The following is a 17178-nucleotide window of genomic DNA, read 5'->3' on the forward strand; positions in this document are numbered from 1 at the left end:
TTTCTTTTCCGGGCCTCCTCTTCCCATTTTTTCATGAAAACACCTGAAATTTCACCACTGGAACTGATAATTAATGTATTGTCCAGTTTGATGATATCAAAATGTGGGTGGGTGTCTCCCAACAACAGATTAAAAAGCCAAGGTCTTATTCTAATATTCTTTCCAATTCGATAATGTGCTTTTCTTAAATCCAATGGTAAAAACAGTGGGGTCAGGCCAGGGGCTTTTAAGGTATCGGATTTCGATGGTTGTTCTGTAAGTTGCCTCGATAAAATCCTGCCGTATTGTTCCACGTCAGTGATTGATTTACCGCCAGATATAGGTTTATGGCTCCCCATGGTACCTGCAGCAAATAGGGCCAAGTCATAGCTTTCTTCTAAGTTTTTGGATAGGTAATGGGGGTAATCTCCAGATAGTCCCATGAACTTTCTATCCAATATGGTTGGGTGTGCATTGTATGTCAGGAGTGTAGCCTTTTGTCCATTATTCTTGACAAAGATCAACTGTCGTACAAAGGGATCTACGGGATCATCTGGGATTAACCTGTTGGCTAAAAGATTTTCGGTGTTGGTTTTCTTGTAGATCAAATTTACGGCATCCATTTTTTCAATGGCACTTTGTATGGCAAGCAGTGTTTTTTCCTCCCAAAAATGGATTAATGCTTTGTCAAACCCTCCAAATGCAAACTTCCCGATCAAACCGGGCATATAGCCGCCCATGCCACTGTGTGTATGCGTAGCTGTAAAGTAATAGTGGTCAATGGCGAGTCCCGATTGCTGGGCTTTATGAATAATCCTTTCCTTCAGGTGGGGATGAATAATCATCAGTTCGTAATTCAAAAAGACCACCTTTTTATTTTCGTTTCCTAATACGATAGCGCGGATATAGCTGCTATCTTGGACAAACTCATAGGTGCCACGGGGACGGTATCCTGCTAATTTTGCCGGTTGATTGGGAGTGGCATTTACTTTAGACCAGCCTGCTTTCCAGAAATTTCCCTGATCGGCCTCAAAGGATAAATTCTCCAGCCTTTGCATGGTTTCATGGTAGTACCCCATTTCCTGATAAGGCCTTCTATCTACTCTTGTAAAAACTGCCATCAATAAAAAAAATAATATACTCAGAATCCATGCGAGTAGCCTGAATATTTTTTGAATCGTGGATTTGGAAAGCTTATTCTGATTCATCAGTATTCAAAAGTACCATGAGCACCCTGAATGGTAACCTTTTTGCCTTCAAAAGGCAAGACTCTTCCTATGATCTTGGCCTCAACTCCTAAAGTTTCGGCAATATCGATCACCTCTTCAGCATACCGCTCTTCCAGGTAAATCTCCATGCGGTGTCCCATATTGAATACTTTATACATTTCTTTCCAGTCGGTACCACTTTCCTCTTGGATGATTTTAAATAAAGGAGGCGTTTCAAAAAGATTGTCTTTTACTACGTGCACGCTGTCTACAAAATGAAGTACTTTGGTTTGGGCACCACCACTGCAATGTACGATACCGTGGATTTTATGCCTAAGGTACTTCAATACATCCACCATGATAGGAGCATAGGTTCTTGTCGGTGATAAAACCAATTTACCCATATCGACCGGAAGACCGGGTGCTGGGTCTGTTAGGTTATATTTGCCTGTGTAAACCAACGCATCGGGAACCGCTGCATCATAACTTTCAGGATATTTATTTTTTAAAAGCTTATGGAAGACGTCATGCCTTGCGGAGGTCAGTCCATTGGATCCCATACCTCCATTGTAGTAGTCTTCATAGGTGGCCTGTCCAAAAGAAGCAAGGCCCACAATCACATCCCCTGGCCGGATATTGTCATTTGAAATGACTTCATCCCTGCGCATCCTGCAGGTTACCGTGCTGTCTACAATTACCGTACGTACCAAATCACCCACGTCTGCTGTTTCACCCCCTGTCAATACCACATTGACCCCATGGTCTCTAAGCATTTGTAAAACTTCCTCAGTACCATTGATCAAAGCGGAGATCACTTCTCCTGGGATAAGGTTTTTATTTCGGCCAATTGTTGAGGAAACCAAGATGTTATTGATGGCACCCACACATAGTAGGTCATCCATATTCATGATGATCGCATCCTGGGCAATGCCCTTCCAAACACTTAAATCACCTGTCTCTTTCCAATACATATAAGCTAGTGAGGATTTGGTGCCTGCGCCATCTGCATGCATGATGTTGCAGAATTCAGGGTCGTTGCCCAAGGTATCCTCAACTATCTTACAAAATGCTTTGGGGAAAAGTCCTTTATCCAATTGGGAGATGGCCTGATGCACATCTTCTTTTGAGGCAGATACACCTCTTTGCATATACCTTTCGTTCATGGAGGGGCTTGAATTGGTCATATTGCAAACAAAGTTAAGGATTTAACGGGGCTTTGGAAGAAAATATGCCAAAGCTTGACGCGCAATTTTAAAACTATCCTTGCTTCATTCTGTATTCCTAAGGATTAACTTCATTATGTGACTTTCAAAATATGGATGGTGTAAATCAATTTTTTATTTCCCCTGTAAACTGTATTTTTACACACCGTTTGGAAAAGGACTAAACCTATTATTATATGCCTTATTTATTTACTTCAGAATCAGTATCTGAAGGACACCCAGATAAAATTGCTGATCAGATTTCAGATGCCTTGATTGATCATTTTTTGGCTTTTGACCCCAATTCGAAAGTTGCTTGTGAAACCCTGGTGACTACCGGGCAGGTTATTCTTGCAGGAGAGGTGAAGTCAGATACTTACTTGGATGTACAGCAAATTGCCCGTCAAGTGATCAACCGAATTGGCTATACTAAAGGAGAGTATATGTTTGATGGTAATTCATGCGGGGTGCTTTCTGCCATTCATGAACAATCACCGGACATCAATCAGGGAGTAGACAAGGGCAATCCGGAAGAGCAAGGTGCAGGTGACCAAGGAATGATGTTTGGTTATGCTACCAAAGAGACCGATAATTATATGCCTTTGGCTTTAGATCTTTCTCACATGATTCTTAAGGAATTAGCTGCTTTGAGGAGGGAAAACCAAGAGATAAAATATTTGAGACCTGATTCAAAGGCCCAAGTGACCATTGAATATTCAGATGATAATGTACCACAAAGGATTGATGCCATTGTAATTTCCACACAACATGATGATTTTGCTGATGAACCTACGATGTTGGCAAAAATAAAAGAGGATATGATCAATATCCTGATACCAAGGGTAAAGGCCCAATTAAAGCAAGATAACCAGGCTTTGTTCACCGATAAAATCACCTATCATATCAACCCCACCGGTAAGTTTGTCATTGGTGGCCCACACGGAGATACCGGGCTGACCGGCAGAAAAATAATTGTAGATACTTATGGTGGAAAAGGGGCACATGGTGGCGGTGCTTTCTCAGGAAAAGACCCGTCAAAAGTGGACCGTTCAGCGGCTTATGCTACAAGGCACATTGCCAAAAACATGGTTGCCGCAGGTGTTGCCGATGAAATGCTCGTACAGGTATCATATGCCATTGGTGTTGCCAAACCCATGGGTATTTATGTGAACACATATGGTACTTCCAAGGTTAATTTGAGTGATGGACAAATAGCCAAAAAGGTGGAAGATATTTTTGATATGAGACCTTATGCCATTGAACAAAGACTCAAACTTAGAAATCCCATTTATGAAGAAACTGCAGCCTATGGCCATATGGGCAGGAAAAATGAGGTGATCACTAAAACATTTAAAACGCCTGATGGTAAAGATTTAGGTTTTGAAGTTGAACTCTTTACTTGGGAAAAACTGGATTATGTAGATACCATCAAAAAAGAATTTGGTTTGTAAATTAAACCTTGATATGAAGAAAATACAATTTAAAACCAATGTTAAATGTGGAGCCTGTGTAGCTGCTATCACCCTTGAGATGGATAAGGTGGTACCGAATGCATGGAAAGTTGATTTAAGCCACCCTGAAAGAATATTGACCGTGGAAGGAGATGTTGAAGAAGAAACAATCCAATTGGCATTGGAAAAGGCGGGTTACAAAGGGGAAAGCATAGATGCTTAAGCTGAACCCATTTCTTAAGTCTGATTTATGATCAACTATCAACGGTTTGTATTGGATAATGGCCTTGAAGTATTGGTCCATGAAGACCATAGCACCAAGATGGCTGTGCTCAATATCCTGTACAAGGTAGGTTCCAGGAATGAAATCCCTGGAAAGACGGGTCTGGCACATTACTTTGAACACCTCATGTTTGGGAGTTCTAAAAATGTACCCGTTTTTGATACGGCACTTGAGCGGGTAGGAGGATCTTGTAATGCCTTTACCAATACAGATATTACCAACTATTACATCACGCTTCCTGCAGTTAATATTGAGACTGCTTTTTGGCTGGAGTCGGACAGAATGCTGCAGCTTAATTTAAGTGAGAAAACCATTGAAACACAGAGAAAGGTAGTTATTGAAGAATTCAAGCAGCGCTATCTGAATCAACCTTATGGTGATGTGTTTCACCATATCAGGGGATTGGCTTTTGACATACACCCCTATCAATGGCCGACCATTGGGAAAGACATTGAAGATATCGTCAACTATACCAAGGAGGATGTAGAGGAGTTTTACTTCACCCATTACAGGCCTGATAATGCAATCATGGTAGTTGCTGGAGATGTAACTTTCGATCAGGTGGAAGTTTTGGCAAAGAAATGGTTTGGGGATATTCCCAGCAGCAGTATGCCTAAAAAGACCATCTCCCAAGAAATGCCTCAAAAAGCTAAAAAAGTTCTTACAGTGGAGTCAGAGGTGCCTACAGATGCCCTTTACAAGGTTTACCATATGCCAGGTAAATTGAAGGAAGGGTATTTGCAAGCAGATTTAATCACTGATATTCTGGGTTTTGGGCGTTCTTCTATTTTGGAACAAAAACTTGTTAAAAACGGGAATATATTTGCTTCCATTGGGGCGTATATTTTCGGAACAGTAGATCCTGGATTATTGGTGTTTTCCGGTAAGATGGAAAAAGGCCAAACTGCTGAATGGGCCGAAAATGCACTAGATGAGGTAGTACAGGAGTTTCTTGAGTCCATAATTCCCGGAGATACCCTCACCAAAGTAAAAAACCAGGCAGAAGCCATGAAAACATATGAGTCGGTTCAATTGTTGAACCGGGCCATGAGTTTAGCCTATTATGCGCATTTGGGAGATCCTGAATTGTACCAAACCAGCTATGAGAAGAAAACACAGATACCAGCTGAAAGCATTTTAGATTGGGGAAAAGAGATTCTCAAAGAGGAGAATGCTTCAACAGTTTATTATAAGGCTGTTGCTAAATAATTTTGAATAAAAAAGAAATAAGTTTGCAATAGATATTGGGGTATTTATGGATATGAAGAAATTAGGTCTTATGTCTTGCATCTTGTCTTGACTCTTGGTTCTTTCCTCTTGTATCTAATTTCAAACCGTAAAGAATATTAAAGCGTTATGAATAACTTCAGAATTGGTTTTGGCTATGATGTGCATCAGTTACATGAAGGCTTAGATTTTTGGTTAGGGGGGATCAAACTGGAACATGAAAAAGGGGCCTTGGGCCATTCCGATGCAGACGTATTGATCCATGTGATCTGTGATGCCCTTTTGGGTGCTGCCAATATGCGTGATATTGGGTATCATTTTTCTGACAAAGACCCCAAATACAAGGGAATTGATAGCAAAATCCTTTTGCGCGAAGTGATGAAGCTGATTAGGGAAGGAGGATATGAAGTAGGGAACATTGACTCCACTGTCTGCTTGCAATTGCCAAAAGTCAATCCCCATATTCCAGCGATAAAAGCTTGTCTTGCTGAAGTAATGGGGGTAGAAGAGGGTGCCATATCCATCAAAGCCACTACTACTGAAAAGTTGGGCTTTGTAGGCAGAGAAGAGGGGGTTTCGGCCTATTGTGTTGCCCTGATTTATAAAAAATAAAATGTCCAGAGAAGTTAAAATCATTACCACTGAGGATGGCTCCCATTCCTTATTTGTTCCAGAGTTAAATGAGACATATCATTCATTTCATGGAGCATATAGGGAATCGGTGCATGTTTTCATGCTTTATGGATTAGAAGCTTGGGCAGCTCGAAATCCTAGTCAATTCCCAATCAGAATTTTTGAAGTGGGTTTTGGTACAGGATTAAATGCCTGGTTGAGCTTAGTTTGGGCGGAACAATACAAAGTCCCCTTACTTTATCACAGCATAGAGCCTTTTCCCTTGGAAAAGGAAGTGTATGGCCAATTGAACTATACTGAGGTGGATACTTCGATTTATCACTATGCGCCCTATTTTCACATGTTGCATGAGGCCCCTTGGAATGAAGGTGCCATCGTATCCGAGTATTTCAACATGAAAAAGGATAAAACCACTTTGGAAGAGTCAGTATTGTACCCTGCCGATGTGGTGTTTTTTGATGCATTTGCACCGAGTAAGCAGCCAGAGCTGTGGACCAAAGAAAGTCTTGACAAGGTAGTAGATGCCATGAATCCAGGGGCAGTTTTCGTGACTTACTGTGCGCAGGGCCAATTGAAAAGAAACCTCAAAGAGCTTGGACTAGAGGTCGAAACCCTACCTGGTCCTCCAGGAAAAAAAGAAATGACAAGGGCCTGGCTGCCCATTTGATTATTCGGATTCCAGGCGCTTCAGTTCCTTTTTGCTCATTTCTTTTCTGATCCAGATTTCAGCACGACCAATCTGGTGAAAGTGCCGTCTTCATGATATATTTCAACGAAATTGTCTGAGGCATCAAAAGAAATACTACTACCCTTTATCCCGTTTTCCATTTTCATTTCACTGATAATTCCCTTCCTTGGCGCTCAAATGGTGGTGGCCTCTTCCAGGTAAAATCCCGTACCTAGATAGCTGATGTTGTTGGATTCTTTTTTATATTCGGAAAAATCACTCATTCAAACTATTTCTCCAGGCATAGGCCAGCATCGGCAGTTGTTGGTAGCTGGCAACTCCAGCCTTTACACCTTGGGTGCGAAGGAAAAGATCATTGGATTTTCTGCTGATTTCCAGATTGAAGGGCTTGATTTTTTCATTAGCCTGCTGAATAGATATCAGGTCATTTCTGATGCCTCTGGGCAAGGTTTTCAAAAATTCCCCATATTGCTCCTTTGACATGCGGAAAAGATCATTCATTTGATACCTGAGCAAGCGGAGTTGACCGGAATATTGTAAGAGTGGGTCATCGGAATTGGAGCAAATCACCCAAGCGATAAAATTGGCTTCCCCTTCGTCGGTGACACCATAGCTATGGGCCATTTCGTGCGCTATGGTAAAAGGCTTTTCTAAAGGATGCAAGGTTGGGTCGATGTAGCTTTCACCGGTGAAGGGAAAGTAAATGCCCAAAATGCCCATGCGCCGCATAAAACCTGCTGGGAAGAACTGCTTGGTACGTGGTTCACCTGTAAAGTTTAAGCCCAAGAGGTAAAGGTTCTCCCGCATATTGGACCGTACCATGCGCTCTAACTCATCATAAGGCATGATGGCTTCAATGGCCACTGTATCCTCTTCAATGTTGTACCTGAGTTGGTTCAGGATATTTCTTGTCAAATCCAGTTCAGCTTGTACCTGTTCCATTGTGAGGGCAACGGGTTTCATCCCAATCTGTTCAAATATGGGAATGCGCTGATAGTTATAGCCCCATAAAATCAAAAAGAAGAAAACTAAAGCCCCTAAGCCATTGCATAATGACCGGATACTGTAACCTAGCTTATCCTTCCAACCTACTTTCTGAAGCAAGTGGTAAATGAAAAAGGAAAAGACCAACACGACCGTACCCACAAAAATATACACGGTGGGGAAGGGTAAACGGGAAATACTAAGGTCGATGAGATTCCTGATGCCAGGAAAAATGGTCCTGGAATAAAGTTCTTCTGTTTTTTCAGGAAATCTTACGGCTAGATACCTGACAAATATGCTCAATAATCCAAGAATTGCCCAGGTCCAATTTCCTCTTAGCACATTAAAAATGGTTTTACAATTAAAAGGAAAGCCGGAAAAGACTTTCCTTTTTCAGATATGATTCTTTGCTATTAAACGCCTTCTGCCTGTACTTCTTTTACCTCAGGGAGCATTCTAGTCAAAAGGTTTTGGATACCGGCTTTTAAGGTAACAGTACTGGAGGGACATCCTGAACAGCTTCCCTGCAGCAAGACTTTCACCACCCCATCCTGAAAACTGTGGAAAACGATGGCGCCGCCATCCTGTTCAACAGCTGGGCGGATATATTCGTCCAAAATCCCCTTGATTTTTTTGACTGTTTCGGAGTCATTTTCATCAAATAATGGATCCTTGTCAAAAACAACGTTGACTGGGGCTTTCCCGGTTTCAAGGTATTGCTTGATATGATTTCTGACGAAATCCTGGATTTCAGGCCACTCTACTTCTTCATTTTTGGTCACAGTGACAAAATTGGAAGCTATGAAAACCCGCTCTACGGCTGCAAAATTGAATAGCTCTTTGGCCAAGGGAGAATTTTCTGTGCTTTCAGGGTTTGGGTAATCGAAACTGATGCCATCATCAGCCAACATGAAATTTACCACAAACTTTAAAGAGTTTGGGTTGGGGTTGGCTTCCATGTAAATATGAACGGGTCTCTTTTGCGCTTGAAGCATAATGATCAGGTTTGGTTTTTTCTAATATACCTTGAAACACTTGGAATAGTTCCTCTAATCTTGCCATTTTCCTTTTCGAATTTGGAAAAGGTAAGTTAATGTGATTTCTAAAGTGGTAGTATTCATGTCAAATATCCTTTCCAAGGATTCAGGTCTTCCGAATTCGTAGGCAAGTCGGACATCCCCTGCCAGTGTACTCTTGCCAAAAAGTTTGGAAAGCCCTGCACCCAAGTTAAGTCCATACATGATGCGGCGTGGGTCATCCTCAGGTTGGCCATAAGTCGGGAGAAAAGTTTCATCACCTTCAAATTCCCGGCGTACATCTTTGGCCTGCATCAGGTAACCAAAATGGGGGCCTAGTTTGATGTGAAACCTGCCCTTGTTCCCAAAATAAAAATTGGACAATAAAGGTACTTTCAAATATTCCCAATCACTTTGATTGACCTGCTGGAATTCGTTTTCTTGGGTATAGCCTAATGTTATCCGCTGTAATTCCAGCTGTATGCCTGCATTTTTTTGACCGAAATGTTCTATGACAAAAGCAAAAGTGCTATGCCTCACCCCTGATGTGAACACGGGTGGTCTGCCCAACTGATAACGGTAGGTGACCTCTGAACTGCTGATTCCTCCTCTCAAACCCACACTGGTTTGGGCCAAAACCTTAGCTTCAAAAATCAGGGCCAGCCCTAAAAGAAAAAAGGTGAAAGGAATAGCTTTGCTATGCATGAGACAAAATTAAGGATAGATTTTGGAATCACTGTCCAAAAGGCAGTAAATAAGTGGCTCGGATAGGTTTCCCATCAATACTTAAGCCCTCAACCTCTATGATTTTTGGCCCTTCACTGTCATTACTGAAAAATTCAAAAGTGAATTTGCCGCTTTCTGAATCGGTTACCACATAAGGGTTCCAGTATAAAGTAACCCTTTGATCTAATTCTAATACTTCTTCGGTATTATCATGGTCAAAAGGCATAAAATTGGTCGGAATGCCAAAACCATCAATGATCATACTGACCAGACCCGGCGTCCCACCCAAAAGAGATGATTGATTAAAGCCTTGTTTGGTATATACAGCGATCACACCGTTTCTTCCCAAATCACCCATCATTGAACTTGTTCTACTGACTACCTCTATCCTGTCAATATCATTGGGGTTGATGGAGGCAATGTTATCTGCTGCACGGACGCCAGGGGTGGACGGCATTATCGTGCCATTGATCATCACCAAGGGCTCCATGGAAAGGCTCGCAGAAGTAGCACCTCCCCGAATCCTTATTTCCATATTGGTATTCATAGACATGCCTGGAACCTGAGCTCTTAAACTCATCAATAGGTCCATGATACTGCCATTTCGGTTAAGTTTATCTGCTGTAACAATATAATCTGCTGTACCATAAATTGCCCTTGATGCTCCCTGTTCTTTTTCCTTTTCTACAGTAACTTGTTCTAAGGGGATCATATTTGCCTCGTCATTTAATCCACTGAATATGGGCGTACTTACTGTAGAAATTTTAGGCAGTTGGAGGTGTTCCGGTACATAAAAAGGTGGGTTTAAACTTTCCACCAATTCAAAATTACCAAAGGCTTTGCCTTTTCTGTCTGTAGCGATAAATGCAAACTCCATCGGGCCATAAAACTCCATTTCTTCCAAAGTGAAGTTTCCATCCTTATCAGATTCCATTTCAAGCATACCCTCAAAATTGTTGAAATAAACCGTGAAAGGACTTGCACTTGGCTTGCCTTTTTCATTATAAAATCTTCCCGTAACATTCCAAGACCTTTCCAAATCATAAGTAAACTTTTCGGTGGTGATATGGGGAGGTATTTCTTGAATTCCCAGTACTTCTTGAATACTTGTTTTTGAGGTTAAATCGGGGGCAAAATAACCATCCCTAACCGCTATGGAAAGGTTGGAGGCCAGGGGGGTTCCATTCTGGTCTTGGACGGCTAGCTCAACAGATATTTTTTCTCTTTTTCCCAAAGAGATTTTTGAAGGGCTAAATTTAACCTGAATCTCAGTGGGCTCTGATTTTTCAACTTCACCACTGATCCTATCAAATGGGCTGACAACAGGTAGGGGCTGTACATAAAAGGCATCTGGACCATAATTCCTATTCCATTGTGTGTAGGCTCTTAGGTAATAGTTTTTATGATTAAGTGTATCGGGAAGGGTGATATCTCCAATAGCCTGTCCATTTTCTATTTTGAATTTTTTCTGAAGTATCATGTCCCTTTCAGAAGAAATCAATTCCACATAGAGGATATTGCTCAGCACCCTCTTCATTTCAGGACGGGCATAATTGAAATAGGCTTTGAACAATACCTGGTCTCCAGAATAATAAAAAGAACGGTCAGTGTGAAGGTAAACCCTTTCCTGCATGCTGTAGGCATCTTTGGCCAACTGCACATTATTCCTTCCTGTCAGATTGGGTTGGTAGTCTAAAGGCAATAGCTTGGAAATCTTACTTTTATCCATATCCCCCGAAAAAATCACATCCTTTTGATTTAAGATCATCCCATTGGAATTGACCTGAACATAGTTACCATTCACCTCCAGCCAAGAAATGGGATAAGGGGCATCTTTATAGGTGTTTACCGTACTATAGCCTTTTTCATAGTGGATTTCAATCCTGCCTTTCATTAGGATTCGGTATTCTCCTGGCCTTCTCCCTGCTTGAACCAGGTTTTCCGGTTGGTAAGGGACGACGGATTTGCCCAGTTCATTGGCAAAAACATCAGACCTAAGGTTCCTGCTTTCTGATCCGCCGACCTTATCTCCATAGAGAAAAAAGCCTTCCTGATTGTGCTGGTTGATAATCATGGCCCTGAACATATTGGCAGGAGACTTCAGATAAGTGTCAAGTCTTCTACTTTCCCATTCCGACTTGGTTTTTTCATCGGGAGCGTCTAGATCAGAAAACCTGGTAGCTCCTGAAATGATGTAATAACTGGGGGTAAACTGAAAGGCTTTAAGGTCAAAAGTCAGCAAATAACCTAAGGCCTTGTTTTCAATTTCAATGGGCTGGTAGGCTATGGCTTTGAAATCGTTATTTTTATTGTCATCCGGAAAATCAATTACCCATGGGTTTAAAATTTCACATTGGGCAGCCATCTCATCATTACCAAGAAAGTAAGATTTGAACTTTCTGAGTTCTCGCTCCCAAGCCCTATCCCTTGAAGCTTTGATTTCCACATCAGTCAAATCCTGAACTAATGGCATCAAACTTATACTGAAAGTTAATTTGCTCCCAGGACGAATGGATGCTGCCTTTTGCTGGGCTTGATATCCGATAAAAGAAAAGCCCACTTCGAATTCCCCCTCTGGCACGTTTTCAAGGAGGTAATTGCCATCAAAGTCCGTTGTCGTGGCTACTGTGGTATTGCTGATAAAAACATTACAAAAAGGGAGAGGTTCACCGGTTTCACCATCTGTGACTGTTCCGGAAATGGTTCCAGTTTGCCCAAAAGTTAAAAATGAGCAGAAAATAAAAATGGATGTGATAAAGAAAGTCTTCATGTTTCTACTAATTATTAAGTGGAAATATAGGTATTTTCATGATCTCCAAGTAATTATTGATGCTAATTTTTAATATAGACACAAAAAGCCGGCACTGTAGCCGGCTTTTGCTTATTGTTTTTTTCTTTTTTATCCTTGATTTCATCAATATCTTCCCTGTCTTTCAATTTTTTATCCTCTACATTTTTATTGAGGAATTCGTTGAGTTTGTCAATGGAAAAGGTACTGGAAATCTCCCCAAAAGAATCAATATTCATTTTAAAGCCTTCCAGGTCTTTGTGAACCTTTGGGGTTTCTTCTTTTTTAGGTTTTTTGGCCATTTCCTTGTTCGATTTATGGTTGAATTGAAAGATGCGCTAGCGCGAAAGTTATACGTTGGCTGAGTTCTTCCTTGCCGATGATGCTGAATACAGCCATAAGGTCAGGGCCGGCACCTACTCCTGTGGTTGCTAACCTTACGGCCTGCATAACCTTGCCCAATTTAATACCATTTTCTTCAGCTGCTGCTTCGAGCAGGGATTTGGCTGTTTCAGGATTAAGCACTCCCGAAAATGCAGTTAATTTTTCATTATAGGCATTAAGGACGGTAACAGCATCCTGATTCCATCTTTTAGACGCAACAGCTTCATCAAATGTTGTGGGGGCAATCAGCATAAACTTCCCTTCTTTCCAGAGGTCAGCGGAAAAAGTGATCCTTTCTTTCATGATATGGGCTATTTGTACTGCCTTATCACCTTCTATTTGAATACCTTCCTGCTCAAGATCAGCCATCAGGTACACAGCGAGTTCCTCATCAGATTTAGCTCTCAGGTACTGTTCATTGTACCATTTGGCCTTATTGATGTCAAATTTTGTGCCTGATTTGCCAATTCTCTCAATGGAAAAAGCATCCACCAGTTCTTCCAAAGAAAACATCTCCCTTTGATCACCTGGATTCCAACCCAAAAACGCCAGGAAGTTGATCAAGGCTTCTTTCAGGTATCCCTGCTCTCTGAAGCCCATGGCTTTTTCTCCTGAATTCGGGTCTGTCCATTCCATAGGGAAAATGGGGAAACCTTGCTTGTCGGCGTCCCTTTTAGAGAGCTTTCCATTACCGTCAGGCTTTAATAGTAAAGGCAGGTGGGCAAACTGGGGCATAGTATCTTCCCATCCAAAATACTTGTAGAGCAATACGTGTAAAGGCGCAGAAGGTAACCATTCTTCCCCACGGATCACATGGGTGATGCCCATCAAGTGGTCATCCACGATATTGGCCAAGTGATAGGTGGGCATACCATCTGACTTCATTAAAACCTTATCATCCAAGGTAGAGGAGTGTACCATCACCCATCCACGGATTAAGTCATTCAATCTTACCTCTTCCTTTCTGGGGATTTTGATGCGGATCACGTAAGGTTCGCCGGAAGCCAGTCTCGCCTTCACCTCATCCTCAGGCAAGGTCAGGGAGTTCTTCATCTGTGTTCTTGTGATGGAATTGTACTGAGGTGAAACCACTCTTGCGGCGGTCAACCTTTCCCTCATGGCATCCAATTCTTCAGCCGTGTCAAATGCATAATAGGCATGTCCTTTTTCTACCAGGTCCAATGCATATTGCATGTACATAGGTTTACGTTCGGACTGTCGGTATGGGCCACAGTCACCGGGATTCCAAGGACTTTCATCAGGGTTTATTCCCAGCCAGTCCAGGGCTTCCTTGATATATTCTTCCGCCCCCGGCACAAATCGGGTTTGGTCGGTATCTTCTATTCTCAATAAAAATTTGCCATTGGTTTTTCTGGCAAAAAGGTAATTGTACAGGGCGGTTCTCACCCCTCCTATATGCAGTGCCCCGGTAGGTGAGGGGGCAAAACGTACACGTACTTCTCTGTTCATGTTGGTTTTTTACTTCTGTAATCCAACCCTTTTAGCTTTGAAATGGTTGGAAGGATTGCTGAAAATCAGGGTGCAAAGATAATAAATTTTAACCTGGATTCTAAGATATTGCTAAAGTAACGTAGCTGCGTAAATTTGAATTTAAGGGTAGAGTAAGAGCCAAGGAAAAAGTACAAAGGGAGATTTCGGATGTCGGGATGGATTAATTGTGGGTTTTGTTACATTGAATTCTTTTTACAATTGAGCAATAACCAAAAAAGGGAACCCATTCGGATTCCCTTTTTTGCATAAGATGCGGTTGATCTTATTTGCGGTGTCTGATTTTTTCCTTGATTTTGGCAGACTTTCCTTGACGGCCTCTCAAGTAGAACAATCTCGCTCTTCTCACTTTACCTTCTCTCAATAACTCGATTTTCTCGATGGAAGGAGAAAGGATAGGGAAAATTCTTTCCACACCCACACCGTTGGATACTTTTCTTACTGTGAAGGTTTCACCGTTGGTATTGGGGTTTTTTCTTTGGATTACAGTTCCTTGAAATTGCTGGACTCTTTCTTTGTTACCTTCTACGATTCTTACGTGAACGTTAATGGTATCGCCAGCCTTGAAAGAAGGGAATTTAGCTCTTGCCTCGCTGTATTCCGCTTCTACAAATTTAAGTAGTTCGCTCATAGCTTTATCTTTTATTTGCTTGTAGCAAAGCGCCACTTCGCAGTATTTGTTAAACTCTATTCAATCTTGCTTTCTTGTTATCGCCTTAGAAACCTTTCCCTTCCAGTAGGTCAGGTCTTCTTTCTTTGGTACGGCGAACCGATGCGTCAAATCTCCAGGATTCTATTTTTGCCTGATGTCCGGACAAAAGCACTTCAGGAACTTCCATTCCCTCATAATTTGCCGGTCTGGTATAAACCGGCGGTGCCAATAGTCCGTCTTGGAAGGAATCTGTCAGGGCAGAAGTTTCGTCATTCAGTACCCCTGGGATCAACCGGATCACGGCATCGGCCACTACAGCTGCTGCGAGCTCTCCTCCGGACAACACGAAGTCGCCGACACTGATTTCCCTGGTAATGAATTTCTCTCTGACCCGTTCATCCACGCCTTTATAATGGCCGCACAAAATGATGAGATTACCTTTTAGCGACAGTTCATTGGCCATTTTTTGGTCAAATGTCTTACCATCCGGTGTCATGTAAATAACTTCATCATATTCCCTTTCGCTTTTCAATGCATCAATGCATTTGGCGATCGGTTCTATCATCATGACCATGCCCGCACCGCCTCCAAAAGCATAATCATCGACCTGCTTTTGTTTGCCGCTGGCATAATCCCTTAAGTTGTGTATCCTGACCATGGCCAAACCCTTGTCTTCCGCTCTTTTTAGGATGGAATGGGAAAAAGGTCCCTCCAATAAGCCTGGTACCACCGTGATGATATCTATGCGCATCAGTCTTCCAAGTATATGTCAAGCAATCCATCGGGCAAATGGCAGTAAACTTTCTTAGCTGCCTTGTCGACTTTGAGGAGGATTTGGTCCTGAATGGGAATCAGCACCTCTTTTCCTTTATGGTCAACACCCAATAAATCCTGGGCTTCTAGGTCATAAATGACTTTGACTTCCCCTATTTTTCCAAGATTTTCATCCAAAACCTCGAAACCGATCAATTCATGGAAATAGTATTGGTCTTCATCAAGCTGTGCCAGTTGGTTGAGCGGTAGAAACAAGGCCGAACCGACCAGCTTTTCTGCTTCCTCTACTGAATCATGGTCCTCAAACTTGGCCAGTACTTTATTGCTATGGGAGACAACAAAGTGTTCCAGGAAATAGGGAACCAATCTTGATTTTTGCTCAATGAAGACACTCTTTAGGTCTTCATAATCTTCCGGATAATCCACATCCAGTACGACACCCACTTCTCCATGAAGTCCATGAACTTTGGCTATATAGCCCAATTGAAAACAATTGTCTTTGTTCATGGGAAAGGCGATAATTAAGCTTGGGTTTCTTCTCCTTCAGCAGATGCTTCAGGGGCTTCACCTTCTGCACTTGCAGCTTCCTCAGCTGGGGCTTCTGCAGCCGCAGCTGCGGCTTTCGCCTCCTCTTCCCTGGCTTTGATTGCGTCAAGACGGGCTTGGTTTTTAGCTGCCTCAGCCTCAAGTGCCTTCTGACGGGCTTCTTCTTTGGCTTTGGTCAATTTATCAACCTTACCTCCGATAGCTGCTTCTTTGGATGCTTTCCAAGCTTCAAATTTCTCATCAGCCTGTTCCTGGGTGATGGCGCCTTTCAACACACCGATCTGAAGGTGTTTTTTCAATAGGACACCTCTGTAAGAAAGCATAGCCTTCACGGTATCCGTAGGCTGTGCACCGTTCAACAACCATTGTAGAGCACGCTCATTGTTGATGTTGATAGATGCGGGGTCAGTGTTCGGGTTGTAACTACCCAACTTCTCGATAAAGCGTCCATCACGTGGAGCCCTAGCATCAGCGACTACGACGTCATAGATGGCCATTTTCTTTCTGCCTCTACGCGCTAATCTGATTTTTACTGCCATATAATTTTGATATTTAGTGAATTGATGGATCCCGTCCATCTTAATTTTTGGACTGCAAAGATAGCGCTTAATTATCGAAATGCACAAATGCCTTGAAATTTATTTGCTTGGATGGGGAAGAATGCTTTAAATTGCAACGCAAATAAGAGCCAAGAAACAAGAGACAAGAGGCAAGACTCGAAACTCGAAACTCGAAACAGTCTTGATTCTAGCTTCTAGCAGTCTCAGCATGGCCTCGTAGTTCAATGGATAGAATAGAAGTTTCCTAAACTTTAGATACAGGTTCGATTCCTGTCGAGGCTACAATCTTTCTCAACTTTTTTATGATGAAGGAAGTGTTTTATGCTTACGTGTTGAAAAGTAAGCACCATGATTATTTTTATAAAGGTCATTGTAAGGATCTTCAAAAAAGACTTTTGCAGCACAATTCAGGCATGACTGCTTCAATTAAACCTTTCATTCCCTTTGAAATTGTCTATTTTGAAGAATTTGAAACCTTACAGGAAGCAATCAAAAGAGAGAAATATTTCAAATCAGCAGCAGGGAGGAGATTTCTGAAATATAAAATCGGGTTACAATAAAATTCATC

19 protein-coding genes and 1 tRNA gene are annotated in these 17178 nt (G+C 42.0%); 7 read left to right on the plus strand and 13 right to left on the minus strand.

The window, feature by feature from the left end; all coding sequences use genetic code 11:
• Together B879_RS06010 and B879_RS06015 are read right to left on the minus strand one after the other, a co-directional pair.
• Positions 1 to 1187, minus strand: a 1187-nt coding sequence (locus B879_RS06010) for a neutral/alkaline non-lysosomal ceramidase N-terminal domain-containing protein (RefSeq protein WP_040400324.1), incomplete at its 3' end; no start/stop codon positions are given.
• Positions 1187 to 2350 carry an AIR synthase related protein gene (locus B879_RS06015; RefSeq protein ID WP_040400325.1) on the minus strand — a complete coding sequence of 388 codons (1164 nt, stop codon included), beginning with the start codon at positions 2348 to 2350 and terminating at the stop codon, positions 1187 to 1189. The genes B879_RS06015 and B879_RS06010, both read right to left, overlap by 1 nt.
• 236 nt (positions 2351 to 2586) lie before the next feature.
• On the opposite strand from B879_RS06015, the gene metK reads away from it, so the two are divergent.
• From metK to mnmC2, 5 genes are all read left to right on the plus strand, one after another.
• Positions 2587 to 3840, plus strand: coding sequence for a methionine adenosyltransferase (metK, locus tag B879_RS06020; RefSeq protein WP_009184266.1), 1254 nt, complete (start codon positions 2587 to 2589; stop codon positions 3838 to 3840).
• A 13-nt stretch (positions 3841 to 3853) separates the two neighbouring features.
• On the plus strand, positions 3854 to 4063 hold the full coding sequence (locus B879_RS06025) for a heavy-metal-associated domain-containing protein (RefSeq protein WP_009184267.1): 210 nt from the start codon (positions 3854 to 3856) through the stop codon (positions 4061 to 4063).
• Between the two features lie 27 nt (positions 4064 to 4090).
• Complete coding sequence (locus B879_RS06030; protein ID WP_009184268.1) at positions 4091 to 5332, plus strand: M16 family metallopeptidase; 1242 nt, start codon at positions 4091 to 4093, stop codon at positions 5330 to 5332.
• A gap of 147 nt (positions 5333 to 5479) precedes the next feature.
• The gene (ispF, locus tag B879_RS06035) at positions 5480 to 5962 is read left to right on the plus strand and encodes a 2-C-methyl-D-erythritol 2,4-cyclodiphosphate synthase (RefSeq protein WP_009184269.1); all 483 of its coding nucleotides are present in this window, start codon (positions 5480 to 5482) and stop codon (positions 5960 to 5962) included.
• Between the two features lies 1 nt (position 5963).
• Positions 5964 to 6650, plus strand: coding sequence for a tRNA (5-methylaminomethyl-2-thiouridine)(34)-methyltransferase MnmC2 (mnmC2, locus tag B879_RS06040; RefSeq protein WP_009184270.1), 687 nt, complete (start codon positions 5964 to 5966; stop codon positions 6648 to 6650).
• A 35-nt stretch (positions 6651 to 6685) separates the two neighbouring features.
• Here the strand turns inward: mnmC2 and B879_RS23420 are convergent, their stop codons facing one another.
• The 11 genes from B879_RS23420 to B879_RS06090 form a co-directional block, all read right to left on the minus strand.
• Complete coding sequence (locus tag B879_RS23420) at positions 6686 to 6811, minus strand: hypothetical protein (RefSeq protein ID WP_262481905.1); 126 nt, start codon at positions 6809 to 6811, stop codon at positions 6686 to 6688.
• Positions 6812 to 6926: 115 nt separating this feature from the next.
• Positions 6927 to 7997 (minus strand): DUF3810 domain-containing protein, encoded by a 1071-nt coding sequence (locus B879_RS06045; RefSeq protein ID WP_009184271.1) that lies wholly within the window; start codon positions 7995 to 7997, stop codon positions 6927 to 6929.
• A 71-nt stretch (positions 7998 to 8068) separates the two neighbouring features.
• Positions 8069 to 8650 (minus strand): NifU family protein, encoded by a 582-nt coding sequence (locus tag B879_RS06050; RefSeq protein WP_009184272.1) that lies wholly within the window; start codon positions 8648 to 8650, stop codon positions 8069 to 8071.
• Between the two features lie 54 nt (positions 8651 to 8704).
• Positions 8705 to 9376 carry an outer membrane beta-barrel protein gene (locus tag B879_RS06055; RefSeq protein ID WP_009184273.1) on the minus strand — a complete coding sequence of 224 codons (672 nt, stop codon included), beginning with the start codon at positions 9374 to 9376 and terminating at the stop codon, positions 8705 to 8707.
• 28 nt (positions 9377 to 9404) lie between these two features.
• Positions 9405 to 12167 carry a TonB-dependent receptor gene (locus B879_RS06060; RefSeq protein WP_009184274.1) on the minus strand — a complete coding sequence of 921 codons (2763 nt, stop codon included), beginning with the start codon at positions 12165 to 12167 and terminating at the stop codon, positions 9405 to 9407.
• A gap of 62 nt (positions 12168 to 12229) precedes the next feature.
• Complete coding sequence (locus B879_RS06065; protein WP_009184275.1) at positions 12230 to 12487, minus strand: hypothetical protein; 258 nt, start codon at positions 12485 to 12487, stop codon at positions 12230 to 12232.
• A 13-nt stretch (positions 12488 to 12500) separates the two neighbouring features.
• Positions 12501 to 14039: a glutamate--tRNA ligase gene (gltX, locus tag B879_RS06070; protein ID WP_009184276.1), complete on the minus strand. Its 1539-nt coding sequence runs from the start codon at positions 14037 to 14039 to the stop codon at positions 12501 to 12503.
• A gap of 304 nt (positions 14040 to 14343) precedes the next feature.
• The gene (rplS, locus tag B879_RS06075; protein ID WP_009184277.1) at positions 14344 to 14709 is read right to left on the minus strand and encodes a 50S ribosomal protein L19; all 366 of its coding nucleotides are present in this window, start codon (positions 14707 to 14709) and stop codon (positions 14344 to 14346) included.
• Positions 14710 to 14794: 85 nt separating this feature from the next.
• Positions 14795 to 15481 carry a tRNA (guanosine(37)-N1)-methyltransferase TrmD gene (gene trmD, locus B879_RS06080; RefSeq protein ID WP_009184278.1) on the minus strand — a complete coding sequence of 229 codons (687 nt, stop codon included), beginning with the start codon at positions 15479 to 15481 and terminating at the stop codon, positions 14795 to 14797.
• Entirely contained in the window at positions 15481 to 16011 is a 531-nt protein-coding gene (gene rimM / locus B879_RS06085; protein ID WP_009184279.1) for a ribosome maturation factor RimM, read from the minus strand. The genes trmD and rimM overlap by 1 nt, the downstream gene beginning before the upstream one ends.
• Positions 16012 to 16025: 14 nt before the next feature.
• Complete coding sequence (locus B879_RS06090; RefSeq protein ID WP_009184280.1) at positions 16026 to 16589, minus strand: 30S ribosomal protein S16; 564 nt, start codon at positions 16587 to 16589, stop codon at positions 16026 to 16028.
• A gap of 231 nt (positions 16590 to 16820) precedes the next feature.
• On the opposite strand from B879_RS06090, the gene B879_RS06095 reads away from it, so the two are divergent.
• Positions 16821 to 16892 (plus strand) — tRNA-Arg (locus B879_RS06095).
• 20 nt (positions 16893 to 16912) lie between these two features.
• Complete coding sequence (locus B879_RS06100) at positions 16913 to 17170, plus strand: GIY-YIG nuclease family protein (protein ID WP_009184281.1); 258 nt, start codon at positions 16913 to 16915, stop codon at positions 17168 to 17170.
• Positions 17171 to 17178: the final 8 nt, after the last annotated feature.

Origin of the sequence: Cecembia lonarensis LW9 (assembly GCF_000298295.1) — a bacterium.
GTDB classification, from domain to species: Bacteria; Bacteroidota; Bacteroidia; order Cytophagales; family Cyclobacteriaceae; genus Cecembia; species Cecembia lonarensis.